Source organism: Sphingobacterium sp. FBM7-1 (assembly GCF_020687765.1).
GTDB lineage: Bacteria > Bacteroidota > Bacteroidia > Sphingobacteriales > Sphingobacteriaceae > Sphingobacterium.
This window is the reverse complement of sequence record NZ_JAJEWJ010000003.1, coordinates 22,736-36,153: the sequence shown is the minus strand read 5'-3', so window position 1 is coordinate 36,153 and position 13,418 is coordinate 22,736. Positions and strand designations below refer to the sequence as shown.

The following is a 13,418-nucleotide window of genomic DNA, read 5'->3' as shown; positions in this document are numbered from 1 at the left end:
TGGATACGATGATGATGAACAAAAATCTAAAGTTATTAGGGGGCTTGTTGCTGCTGGGAATCGGTAACGCTTTAGCACAAAACCCCATTGTGCAAACCATGTACACCGCCGATCCGGCGCCGATGGTTTACAATGACAAAATATACTTGTATACCAGTCATGACGAAGACAATGCCACTTGGTTTGTCATGGACGACTGGAAGCTCTATACCACGGAGGATATGATCAATTGGACGGATCATGGTGTAGTGGCCTCTTACAAAACATTCCATTGGGCAAAAGGAGATGCCTGGGCGATCCAGGTGGTTGAGCGGGATGGTAAATTCTATCTATATGCGCCTATAACATCCGCTATTAACAATCGCCCGGCGATCGGTGTAGCGGTCTCAGACAGTCCTTATGGACCGTTTTATGATCCGCTTGGGCATCCTTTGGTGCAGACGAAGGAAGGAGACATTGACCCCACCGTGTTTATAGACGATGACGGACAGGCTCACCTGTATTGGGGAAATCCTTTTCTGTATCATGCGAAGCTGAACAAAGATATGATTTCGCTGAGCGGTAAAATTACAGAGATTCCTATGACATCGGAGGCATTCGGTGTGCGCGAAGGAAACGTGGAAAAGAGGCCGACGTTATATGAGGAAGCCCCTTGGTTATATAAAAGAGAAGGGTTGTATTATCTATTGTGGGGCGGTGGGCCTATACCAGAACATTTAGGCTATTCGACCAGTGAATCGCCGATCGGTCCGTGGAAGTACGGCGGAACGTTAATGCCAACGGAAGGACGCAGTTTTACAAACCATCCGGGAATTATCGATTTCAAAGGGAAGACGTATCTGTTTTATCACAATGGTGCACTGCCGGGTGGCAGCGGTTTTACACGTTCTGTCGCGGTGGAAGAAGTAGAATTTACCGCAGAGGGCGCGATCAAACCCTTAAAAATGACGCAGGGCATTACGGAGCAGCTGAAACCATTGAATCCATATCAAAAAGTGGAGGCGGAGACGATCGCCTGGTCTGAACACGTCAAAGCAAAGCAAAATGCGGAGGTGGGCGTGTTTGTACAAGCGATGCAAGACGGTGCTTATACGAGCGTAAAGGAAGTAGATTTTGCTACGGGAGCTTCTAAATTTACCGCGCGGATCGGAACAACCCACAACACGGGCGTGACGATGGAGGTGCGTCTGGATGGAATAGAGGGCCAATTATTGACAACAATGGAAGTGCCACGAACAGGAGGAGATAATAGATGGGCGTTGGTTTCGAGTGATATTCCTGAGGTTTCGGGGAAGCACGATGTATACTTTGTTTTCAAAGCGAAGAGTAAACCCGGGGTGATTATGTATTTTGATTATTGGATGTTTTCTAAACAGAATCAGGATGGCTAAGCTGTTTTTTCAACTGACCTTTTTTTTCTGTTTTTTTGGCGGATCAGGCGCCTTCGCCAAGATACGTTTACCCGAGCTCATCAGCGACAAGATGGTTTTGCAACGTGATATTACCCTCGATATTTGGGGGTGGGGCGATGTAGGCGAGAAAGTAACCGTCCGCTTTCAGGGGAAGCATTACTATACCGAGGCTGGACAAGATGGTAAATGGTCGGTGCAGTTGCCGCCGCAAGCGGTAGGAGGACCGTATATCATGGAGGTCAACGAAATCGTGATCCGCGATATCCTGGTTGGCGATGTGTGGTTGGCATCGGGGCAATCTAATATGGAAACGCCAATTGCGCGCCTGACCGACCGCTACCCGGAGATAGACGTATCCAATAATCACATGATCCGCCATTTTAAAATACCGACACAAAACGCGGTCGAATCGGTACAAGAAGCTATCCCTAGGGGCGGAAAGTGGCACTCAGCCGTGGCATCGGAAGTGATGAACTGGACGGCTTTGGCTTATTTCTATGCGCAAGAAGCATATAACCACACCAAAGTGCCTGTAGGTATGTTGGTTTCCAGCTTGGGCGGCTCCGCTATCGAAAGCTGGATTAGCCAAGAGCATCTAAAGGAATTTCCAGATTTGTTGATCGATCAAGAGGCTATCGATAGTTTAAAGATCGTAGGAACCGATCGGGGAGCGGGAAAATGGAATACGCCCGATTGGAACGATGTGGACTGGCAAACGATGGTTGTGCCCGGGCTTTGGCGCACACAGGGATTAGAAACCAAAGGCGTTGTATATTATCGCCGGAATTTTGAGATCCCGCCTTCGATGGATGGGCGACATGCGAAGCTGCATCTGGGGATGCTGATCGACAGCGATTCGGTTTTTGTAAACGGTCATTTTGTGGGGTCGACTCCGTACCAATATCCTCCTCGGAAGTACGATATTCCGGCAGGTGTGTTGCGCGCTGGGAAAAATAACATCACGGTACAACTGACGGCGCAGAATGGAAATGGTGGTTTCGTAGAAGACAAGTCTTATAAAATTATTGGAGACGATATGGAGGTGGATTTGACTGGGGAATGGAGATATAAAGTTGGGTTAGACCTAGATGAAGCTAACGGTTATAAAAAACGTCTTCGTAATTTGAAAGCGGCTGGATCGGGATTATATAACGGTATGATTTACCCTATCCGGAACTACCGGGTGCGGGGAGCGATCTGGTATCAAGGAGAGACCAATGCCGGGCGTCCCGATCATTACCAAACCCATCTGGAATCGTTGATTAGCAATTGGCGGGAGCTCTATCAGGCTCCCGAATTACCATTTTTGCTTGTGCAGTTACCCAATTATTTGAAAAAATCAGACAAACCTCAGGAAAGCGGCTGGGCGGAGATACGCGAAGCGCAGCTTAAGGTTTCTCAGGAGGTGCCGCACACGGCGCTCGCTGTAACCTATGACGTGGGCGAATGGAACGACATCCATCCACTGAACAAAAAGGATATCGCACATCGACTGCATTTGGGAGCGCGGAAGTTGTCTTATGCGGAAAAAATAGTCAGTTCCGGACCAGTGTATCAGGATATGAAAATAGAAGGTGATAAGGTGGTGTTGTATTTCAAGGAGATAGATGGAGGGTTACGAAGTAGAGGAGGCGCGTTGCGGCATTTTGCGATTGCAGGATCCGATAAGAAATTTGTTTGGGCAGATGCGGTGATCAAAGGGAATACGGTTATTGTCAGTAGTGCGGACATAAAAAATCCGATAGCTGTTCGGTATGGATGGAGCAATAACCCGGAAGACGCCAATCTGGAAAATAAAGCGGGCTTGCTCGCCTCGCCGTTCCGTACGGATGATTGGTAGAAGATAGAAAGAATTTATATAGAAGTCATTTATAAGATATTTAAAGTTATGTTTAAGAAAAAGAAAATTGTCTTATCTGTCGTTGCTGCGACATTGTTTTCTGTAACCGGGGTAAAAGGGCAGGAACATGCCACGCAAGGAACAATTTCTCAACAGAAATTTGTTCACCAAGCGGCCGGAAACCCCTATTTACCCCTTTGGGAGCATATACCGGATGGAGAACCTCGGGTATTTGAAGATCCGGATAATCCCGGGAAATACCGGGCATATATTATCGGATCACATGATTTACGCTTAGATAGTTACTGCGGACCAGATATACGGATGTGGTCTGCACCGGTTGAAGATTTATCAAGCTGGCGCGATGAAGGTCCTATTTTTACTTATGAAATAGATGGTCAGTGGGATGTGATGTATGCACCAGATCTGGTGGAGGTCAAAAAGAAGGATGGAACAAAGGAATATTATTTATATCCGCACAGCCGGGGTCCGCATAGAGAGGCAATGGTGGCAAAGGGAGATCGTCCGGATGGGCCGTTCAAACCTGTTAATTTAACAGCAGATGGAACGCGTACGGTACCGGGAAGTGTCTTGGGATTCGATCCGGCCGTATATATTGAATATGTCACCGATCCGACGGATCCGGATTATGAAATCGGCTTCCGAGCGTATGGATATTGGGGTTTTCAAAGGTCCTTAGCGGCTCAGTTAGACCAAAACACGATGTATTCGGTTAGACCGGGAACGGAGGTTATCAATTATTTTATACCGGCAAGTGCCCGATATGGCCAGTTGCGTGATCCAGAAGGAACGGAATATCCGAATATCTTACCGGGGGAAGACTTAGGCTCGTTCAACTTTTTTGAGGCGTCTTCGATTCGTAAGGTTGGTAATAAGTACGTTTCGGTCTATAGCGGATACTCTGGCCCTGAGTATGGTATCGGTAGCTCTAACTCTACCCTAAGGTATCTCGTAGGTGACTCTCCTTTGGGGCCATGGAAAAGTGGCGGTGTGTTGGTTGATTCACGCGGGCCGGTGCTGAATCAGGACGGTAGTGCTTTGGTGACTACCAATGGCGGACACAACACGCATGGGAGTATTGAGTTGATTAACGGACAATGGTATGCTTTTTACCACAGGCCTCCGAGAAATTTTGGTTTCGCACGTCAGGCTGTAGTAGCGCCGATCTTTATTGATTGGGACGAAAAATCGGTAGCCGAGGGTGGTACGGTGCGAATCCGTGCGTATGATCCGTATGCTGCGGATAGTACATGGACGGCCAAAGATAGTCAAGGAAGGGAATATACGGGAGCAGAGGTGACGTCAGAAGGTTTTCACGTATATGGTTTGGATCCTTATCAGTACTACTCGGCGGGCTACGCGTGCTATCTTTCCGATATAAGCACGATGCAAGACTCCTGGGATATCTGGGATAACCATATGCCGATTACAAAGGTAAAAGATGGTCATATTATCGGGTATAAATATTTTGGTTTCGGCGGACTTGATCAGGATAAAAAGGGATTAAAAGCCTTTGAAGGAACAAATAGAGGTAATGAAACGGCCTTCAATGTATTTCTTACACCCAAAACAGCAAAAACTTTTAAGGTGAATGTTTGGTTGGATGGACCATGGGATAACGAGGCTTGGAATGGGAAAAAGATCGGGGAGATAACAGTTCCTGCTGGTGCTGAAGAGCAAGAGACAAAATTTACGGTAGACGTTGCTAAGTTTGTAGATCATTTAGATAAAAAGCACGCCATCTTTTTGGTTGCTGAAGGCGATGGGTCGGAGGTGCTTTTTGATTTAGCGGGTATCGGTTTCAGCTCCAATAAAAAGGAAATCGTTCGTCCGATCGTTCCGACTGTCAGCATCGCGGTAAACGGAAAGGAAATTAAGCTTTCCGATACACCGGTTAGATCGACGAATGCGAATGGTATTGTGGGATATGATCTATACGAAACGACTTTCCCACTACCTGCAGGTACAAAGGGCATACCTGAGATCTCGGCAACTGCGGACAACCCGGATGTACAAGTACATGTTACCCAAGCGGAATCTGTACAAGGGGAGGCTTCCGTCGCGTTCGATTATAACGGTGTGGTGAAAACACATCGCGTGGTGTTTGCTTCGGAATAAAGCGGTCGCATGAGTAGCTAATTTACAGGATATGAAGAACAATGTTTTTTACTTTATGGGAGGGCTTCTGCTGCTAACTTTCACGGCTTTTACATTTAAGAGCCAGTTAAACGACGAAGAATACCCTTTTAGAAACCCGGATCTTCCTACGGAAGAACGTATAGAAAATTTGATAAGCTTATTGTCATTGGAAGAGAAGGTTGGTTTGATGATGAACAGTTCAAAGCCAGTGCCACGCTTGGGGATTCCGGCGTATGATTGGTGGAACGAAGCTTTGCACGGCGTGGCACGTTCGGGAAAAGCGACTGTGTTTCCACAAGCTATCGGTATGGCAGCGACTTGGGATGAACAAAATCACCTAAAAACGTTTGAGATTATTTCGGATGAAGCCAGAGCTAAATATAATGAAGCCGTGAAGCAAGGTGAGCGGGGACGTTATTATGGTTTGAGCTTCTGGACACCCAACATCAATATTTTTCGTGATCCAAGATGGGGACGTGGACAAGAAACATATGGAGAAGATCCCCATCTGACGACTCGTTTGGGGTTGGCGGCGGTAAAAGGTCTGCAGGGAGACGATGACAAGTATTTTAAAACGCATGCCTGCGCAAAACATTATGCCGTACATAGTGGTCCGGAATGGAACAGACACTCGTATAATGCGGTCGTTTCGAACCGGGATTTATGGGAAACTTATCTTCCGGCTTTTCAAGCTTTGGTTCAAGAGGGAAATGTGCAGGAAGTGATGTGTGCTTACAATGCCTTTGAAGGACAGCCTTGTTGCGGAAGTGACCGGTTGATGATGGATATTCTCCGCAATAAATGGGGTTTCGATGGGATGGTGGTATCGGACTGCTGGGCAATTGATGACTTTTACAAAAAAGGTCATCATGAATCGCACGACACACCTGCAGAAGCTGTAGCGAATGCGGTGTTGACATCGACCGATCTGGAGTGCGGACAGTCTTATGAGCATTTACTGGCGTCGGTAAAGCAAGGACTGATCACGGAGGAACAAATTAACGTTTCTTTGCGACGTGTGTTACGTGGTTGGTTTGAACTGGGTATGTTCGATCCGGAAGACCGTGTGCCGTGGAGCACACTATCGTATGATATTGTAGCTTCTGCGAAGCACCGGCAGCAGGCATTGGATGTAGCTCGTCAGTCCATGACGTTATTAAAGAATGCAAACCAGACCCTTCCTTTGCGTAAGGATAGCAAACGGATTGCAGTGGTGGGAGCTAATGCGGCAGACAGTATGATGCTATGGGGAAATTATAACGGTACGCCGACATCGACCGTTACAATTTTAGAGGGCATCCGAAGGAAAGTACCAAATGCAGAAGTCATCTATGAAAAAGGCAGTGATCTTGTCGACCCTTGGGTGAGACACTCTCTGTATGAATCGTTCTTAACGAAGAAAGATGGTGAGCGTGGTTTGCAAGTTGAGTTTTACAATAACAACGCCTTAGAAGGAAAACCTATCCGCACGTTAGTAAATCGTTTGGGCATTGAGTATTCGAATCGGGGTGGTACTGCCTTAGCGCAGGATGTTCATCTAGAAAACACATCTACGCGTATTTCGGGCGTTTTCGTAGCACCTTACACAGGTGAGGTTGTTTTTAAAGCGCATGCCAATGATGGTTACGTGGTGACTTTTGACGGTAAGGAGATCGGTAAGATGACAGGCCGTGAAGCGGTTCGCGGGGCAGAATACGCTGTGCAGGTGGAGAAAGGTAAGGTTTATCCGGTGGTGTTCGAGCATCGTCAGATGGGCAGTATTCTTACCATGGGGTTCTCTGTGTTCAAAAAGGAAAAGGCAGATTTTACGGATTTAACAGAACGTTTGAAAGGGGTTGATGCTATTGTCTACGTTGGTGGTTTATCCCCACAATTAGAAGGAGAGGAAATGTTCGTGGATGCCGAGGGCTTCAAAGGTGGGGATCGAACTTCAATTGACTTGCCGAAGGTTCAACGGGATCTGTTGGCTGCATTGCGTAAAACCGGCAGTCCGGTAGTCTTCGTCTTGTGTACCGGGAGTGCCTTAGCCCTGGAACAGGATGAAAAAAATTATGACGCATTACTTTGCGCCTGGTACGGTGGAGAAGAGGCAGGAACAGCCGTTGCGGATGTTCTTTTTGGAGATTACAATCCTGCAGGGCGCTTGCCGATAACTTTTTATAAATCCTTGGCACAGCTGGATGGTGCGCTAACGCAAACGGGAGACGAGAGGCGGCAGGGCTTTGAAAATTATGATATGCAGGGCCGCACGTACCGGTATATGAAGGAGAATCCATTGTATGCGTTTGGCCACGGGTTGAGTTATGCTACTTTTTCGTATGGACAAGCGCAGTTATCACAATCCGCGATCGATGGCAATAGTCCGGTGAAGCTGTCCATTCCGGTTACCAACATATCGAAGATAGATGGCGAAGAGGTAGTACAAGTTTATGTGGCGAGAAATAATGATGTACTCGCGCCCATTAAATCGTTACGTGCATTCGCACGGATTCCACTTAAGGCCGGCGAATCAAAAACGGTCGATATAGAAATTAAACCCGATGCTTTTCATTTCTATGATGAAGAAGCGGAGAGTCTGCAGCTAAAATCCGGTGCGTATACGATACTTTACGGCGGCAGTTCGGCGGATAGTGCTTTGAAAAATTTAACATTCAAAATCATTGATTAAAGCGAATAAACCCATAAAGTAACGAATTGAAATGTTTATGTTACATATGTGAACAACTGTAGTTGAAGAGATTTTTATAATTGTATCAGCAACCGAGAAGCATGCCTTCGAAAGAAGGCGTGCTCATGGGATATAATTCATAAACCTGATGTTCTTTGTTACAGATTAGTGGATTTGTTCTCGTTTAATCCATGTTTATGCAACCGGTTGTACAGTGAGAAAACATAAACTAAATAAATACATTATGATATCAAAACTCAACTTTTTATCGTTACGGCCGTGCAAAGCGAGGAACGAAATCCCTCGATATTGGCTGATATTTCTCTCGTTATTTATGTTTGCTTCTACGGCGTGGGCCCAGGAAAGAGTGGTGAGCGGAAGTGTGGTTTCTGAAGCCGGAAATCCTTTAGTTGGGGTTTCAGTGCAGGTGAAGGGAACTACTACTAGTGCATCAACCGACGCCCAAGGAAGTTTTTCAGTGAACGTAAATCCAGGTGCCGTCTTGGTATTTTCGTATATCGGTTTTGAGACGAGGGAACACCCGCTGGGGAATGAAACTACGCTGAAAATTACTATGATGGCTGCTGATATTGCCATGGATGAGGTGGTTGTCGTCGGTTATGGTACACAAAGGAAAGAAGCGGTGACAGGCTCGGTAGCCTCGATTAGTGGGGAAAAAATGAATGAAGTACCAGCGGCGAACATTACACAAGCTTTACAAGGACGCGTTGCTGGGGTTCAGATGACGCAGACTTCGTCCAAACCGGGGGCGGCTATGCAAATACGTATCCGGGGTACACGCTCTTTGAATGCGAGCAACGACCCACTGATTGTATTGGATGGTATTCCGTTTGCCGGATCGATTGGTGATATCAATCCCATTGACATCAAAAGTGTAGATATCTTGAAAGACGCCTCCGCCACAGCTATTTACGGTTCGCGGGGAGCAAATGGCGTTATCCTCGTCACGACGCATAAGGGGTATCTTGGGCAAAAGGCAAGAGTAACGTTTAATACCTATACGGGACTGAAAACGCTGTTTGCGCGTTATCCGATGATGAACGGGGCCGAGTTTGTCGAGCTTAGAAAAGCCGCTGGCCTATATCAGAATGGCGTAGACGAATCGGACGATGTAGATGTAGACTGGCAGGATCTATTATACAAAAATGGTATCATGACCAGTCAGGATCTTAGTGTTTCGGGGGGTACGGAAAAAACAATCTATAATTTTAGTACGGGTTATTTCCGCGATGAGGCTGTCTTGCCTGGCCAAAATTTCGATCGTTTTTCGTTGAGGGGAAGCTTAGACCAGAAAATCGGAGAGCGGGTACGGGTAGGATTTAGTACCAATAATAGTTATTCGGTTAATAACGGAAACAATTTAGGTGTTTATACGACTTTGAGCACGACGCCTATTGCAAATCCTTATAATGAGGATGGTTCTTTAAAAGATATTGTCCGTATGGCGCAGGATAACCATTGGGTATATACGCAGGATAGGATAGAGAATTTAGGAAACAAGTGGGTAGACATGGCGAAAGGTTTTGGATCCTACAACACGTTTTTTGGAGAAGTGGAAATACCGGGTATTGAGGGGTTAAAGTATAGGGCGAATGTTGGGCTTAACTTTAGATCAACGAATGGAGGGGCTTATACCGGCGAGGGTGTTTTCAGTTCCGAAATAACAGCTCCGTCCAATGCCTCGATTAATAACTCCTTGCATACCCAATGGACCATTGAAAATTTGCTAACGTATGATCGTACTTTCGCCGAAAAGCACAATTTAAACGTTGTGGGATTGTATTCGGCAGAGCAAATCCGCTACAATAGCTCACATGTTTCGGCATTGCATATCCCTGCAGATCAGTTTCAGTTCTATAATTTGGGGCATGCCACGGGAGAGATTACAGTCAATCCAAATAATCAGGACTATTACAAAACAGGATTAATGTCTTGGATGGGACGTGTAATGTATGATTACGATGGAAAATATATGCTGAGTGCTACTATCCGGACGGATGGCTCTTCTCGTCTCGCTCCTGGTCATAAATGGCATGCTTATCCGGCAGTATCTGCAGGATGGAATGCAAAAAGGGAATCGTTCCTCTCGGATGTGAGTTGGTTAAATCTGTTGAAATTCCGTGTCGGATTCGGTCAAACCTCTAATCAGTCGGTAGCGCCATACAAAACATTAGGGCAGCTCTCTACAAGGCCTTATAATTTCGCGGATGAGTTTGTTATGGGATATTATATGTCAGAATTACCGAATGCGGCCTTGGGGTGGGAATACACCAAAACTTGGAATTATGGGGTAGACTTTGCTTTATTGAATAATAGGTTACGGGGTACTTTGGAATATTACACGCAGCATACAAAAGATCTGTTGTTGAGTGTTGGATTGCCGTCTTCATCGGGTGTAGGTAGTTACATGGGGAATATAGGCGAGACACAAAACAAGGGTTTTGAGTTTTCGCTGGATGGTTTGATTCTTGATAACCCGGAAGGATTGACTTGGGAAGCTGGATTTAACTTCTATTTGAATCGGAATAAGTTATTAGCACTTTCTTCCGGAAGTGATCGCGATGTGGGAAATACATGGTTCGTAGGCCATCCAATTGACGTGATTTATGACCATGAAAAAATAGGTCTATGGCAGGAAGGCGATCCTTATTTGAATATTCTGGAACCCGGTGGAAACCCGGGTATGATCAAAGTGAGATATACCGGAGAATACGATGCCGACGGAGCGCCTGTACGCCAAATTAACGACGACGATCGCCAGATTATGGATGTTAATCCACGTTTTGAAGGGGGCTTTAATACACGTCTGGCATATAAGGGGTTCGACTTAGGGCTTGTTGCGGCATTTAAAAACGGCGGAACGTTAATCAGTTCGCTGTATTCGTCTGCGAGTTATTTAAACCTGATGAGCGGACGTCGGAATAATGTGAAAGTGGATTATTGGACGCCGGAGAACACCGATGCCAAATATCCGAAACCGGGTGGGATAGCCAGCGGAGATAACCCGAAATATGGAAGCACACTGGGGTATTTTGATGCCTCTTATTTAAAAGTCAGAACGATTTCGCTGGGATATAACTTCAATAGTGAGGGATGGCTACAGAGAGCAGGTATCGGTGGTTTACGGATTTATGGAACGGTACAAAATCCTTTTGTATTATTTTCTCCATATCATAGCGAGTCTGGGATGGATCCCGAACCGAACTCGAGAGGAAATGAGAACCAAGCGGTGGCTTCTTACCAAAGCAGACTTATGGTCATTGGTACCAACACCCCGACCAACAGAAATTATATGATCGGACTTAATGTATCATTTTAAGAAGAGGATGTTAGTTATGAAAAATATATATATAAAAATAGTGTCGGGTGTTATCATGGCGACATTAACACTGGGCGGCTGTTCAAAAATTTTAGAGGAAGAGCCGAGAAGTGTTTTTACACCGGAATTCTTTAAAACAGAGAAAGGTATACTAGGCGGTATTACCGCGTTATACGGACATTTGAGAAATATCTATGGGAATGGATATTATTATAACGCTACTTTGACGGGTACAGACGAATATACCTACGCACAACAAGCAGATGGGAATTTCAAAGATGCGGATTTGTCAGGAGTGGGATCGTTGACACCGAGCAGTAGCCGATCAGACGTATTGTGGAACGAAGCTTTTCCAGCGATAAATACGGCAAACGGCGTGATAGAAAATGCGGTGGAAGTAGAGGGCATTTCGGATGCCATCGTCGCCGAAGCTTATTTTTTTAGAGGATTTGATTATTTTATGTTGGTACAGTCCTTTGGTGGCGTTCCATTGGATTTGGGATCGGGTGAACTAAAGTTCAATACATCAACGATCCGGACATCGGTTCGTAACACGGTTCCGGAGGTATATACGCGTGCTGTCTTTCCGGATCTATTGAAGGCCATTGAAGACTTGCCCGATGTCGGACGTGTTACGGGAGGTGCGACCAAGACCTTGGCCCGCTTATATCTTTCGAAAGCATATCTCACGTATGCATGGTGGTTGGAAAATCCCAACAATATACCGACCTATCCGGAGACGGCACGCACGGATCCAGATGGTCACGACGCGCAATATTATTATCAAAAAGCATACGACGTTGCAGTCGAGGGGATTGATAATCCGGGAAATTTTAGTCTCCAAGGAACTTATTATGACGTAAACTATGGCCCGAACGACCGGAATAGCGAAATTATGCTCTACGCTGACCATACGGAAGATAGTGAGTATTTTAACGGAGGAAGTCATTCTTATGGAGGTGGCGGAGCACCGGATAACTTTGCTGTTTGGATGGTCACCTGGGATTATACATTTTTGGAAAGTGCAAAGACGCCAGAATGGAAAGAGAAGGTAAGGTCGGTTCAGCGAGAGGCAGCACAAGCGTACGGCCGGCCGTGGACACGGATGGCACCAACCCAAAACGCGATTATCAACACGTTTGCAGACAAAACGAACGACTCGCGATATGATGGAACATTTGTGACGACGTGGAGAGCTAATTGGAATAAAGGAGGTATCGCCAATGCGGTGCTTTACAATGCCAACGGCTTGGAAGTTCAGCCAGGGGATGCGATACTGACTATTTTAGATGAAGAGCCTACTGCAGCGGTCGATTATTCGAATACTACATATAATAGTAATGTGGGAGCTGGTGTTATCACTGGGAGAGCAGATTTTGTGATTCCACCTAGCGCAATCAGTAGGAGAAAATACCCGAACTTGTGGAAGCTAGGTACGTATCGTACCGATAATGGTACGGGCTTAGGTCAGCCGAACGGTGGAAGTACACGCCCCTTCAATATCGCTAAATTTTCAGAATTGTATTTCGTTGCGGCAGAGGCAGCTGTCAAGGGCGCGTCCGTGCAGGGGGGCAAAAGTGCGCGTGATCTCATTAATGTTATTCGGAGGCGTGCGGGAGTTTGGCGTTGGGATAATAATGGCAATATCGAGAAAAATGAAGATTTGAGCGCGGAAATGATGGCAGCGACTCCGGCAAACATCACCATCGATTATATTCTCGATGAGCGTTCAAGGGAATATTTTGGGGAAGGCTACCGTTGGTTTGATTTGGTCAGGACACAGCGTTGGGCCGATGTCGCAAAGACATACCAGATCGCGGGACCCGACATCAATGACCATACACCGATTACGTTTACGAGAGATATTCAACCTTTCCATTATTTGCGTCCAATACCGACAGGTCAGCTAGACGATATGGAAATGACAGAAGCAGAAAAAGCTGCTTATCAAAATCCGGGATATAATTAATTCTCGCTAGAAAATCTCGTGTTTTTCTA

6 protein-coding genes are annotated in these 13,418 nt (G+C 46.0%); all 6 read left to right on the top strand.

Annotated features, from left to right (window positions below; genetic code table 11):
* The first annotated feature begins 8 nt into the window (after positions 1-8).
* The 6 genes from LKO28_RS06910 to LKO28_RS06885 all read left to right on the top strand — a co-directional run bounded on the left by LKO28_RS06910 (position 9) and on the right by LKO28_RS06885 (position 13,389).
* On the top strand, positions 9-1,391 hold the full coding sequence (locus LKO28_RS06910) for a glycoside hydrolase family 43 protein (protein ID WP_227693971.1): 1,383 nt from the start codon (positions 9-11) through the stop codon (positions 1,389-1,391).
* Complete coding sequence (locus LKO28_RS06905) at positions 1,384-3,252, top strand: sialate O-acetylesterase (RefSeq protein WP_227693970.1); 1,869 nt, start codon at positions 1,384-1,386, stop codon at positions 3,250-3,252. Before LKO28_RS06910 ends, LKO28_RS06905 begins: the two co-directional genes overlap by 8 nt.
* Positions 3,253-3,300: 48 nt before the next feature.
* Complete coding sequence (locus LKO28_RS06900) at positions 3,301-5,391, top strand: hypothetical protein (protein ID WP_227693969.1); 2,091 nt, start codon at positions 3,301-3,303, stop codon at positions 5,389-5,391.
* A 31-nt stretch (positions 5,392-5,422) separates the two neighbouring features.
* Positions 5,423-8,080 (top strand): beta-glucosidase, encoded by a 2,658-nt coding sequence (locus tag LKO28_RS06895; RefSeq protein ID WP_227693968.1) that lies wholly within the window; start codon positions 5,423-5,425, stop codon positions 8,078-8,080.
* Between the two features lie 244 nt (positions 8,081-8,324).
* Positions 8,325-11,420 carry a SusC/RagA family TonB-linked outer membrane protein gene (locus LKO28_RS06890; protein WP_227693967.1) on the top strand — a complete coding sequence of 1,032 codons (3,096 nt, stop codon included), beginning with the start codon at positions 8,325-8,327 and terminating at the stop codon, positions 11,418-11,420.
* Between the two features lie 16 nt (positions 11,421-11,436).
* The gene (locus tag LKO28_RS06885; protein ID WP_227693966.1) at positions 11,437-13,389 is read left to right on the top strand and encodes a RagB/SusD family nutrient uptake outer membrane protein; all 1,953 of its coding nucleotides are present in this window, start codon (positions 11,437-11,439) and stop codon (positions 13,387-13,389) included.
* Positions 13,390-13,418: the final 29 nt, after the last annotated feature.

What these genes read in the sequence shown, in the direction of transcription:
- LKO28_RS06905 (WP_227693970.1), top strand. Translation starts at nt 1,384, where the DNA reads ATGGCTAAGCTGTTTTTTCAACTGACCTTTTTTTTCTGTTTTTTTGGC.
- LKO28_RS06890 (WP_227693967.1), top strand. Translation starts at nt 8,325, where the DNA reads ATGATATCAAAACTCAACTTTTTATCGTTACGGCCGTGCAAAGCGAGG.
- LKO28_RS06895 (WP_227693968.1), top strand. Translation starts at nt 5,423, where the DNA reads ATGAAGAACAATGTTTTTTACTTTATGGGAGGGCTTCTGCTGCTAACT.
- LKO28_RS06900 (WP_227693969.1), top strand. Translation starts at nt 3,301, where the DNA reads ATGTTTAAGAAAAAGAAAATTGTCTTATCTGTCGTTGCTGCGACATTG.
- LKO28_RS06885 (WP_227693966.1), top strand. Translation starts at nt 11,437, where the DNA reads ATGAAAAATATATATATAAAAATAGTGTCGGGTGTTATCATGGCGACA.
- LKO28_RS06910 (WP_227693971.1), top strand. Translation starts at nt 9, where the DNA reads ATGATGATGAACAAAAATCTAAAGTTATTAGGGGGCTTGTTGCTGCTG.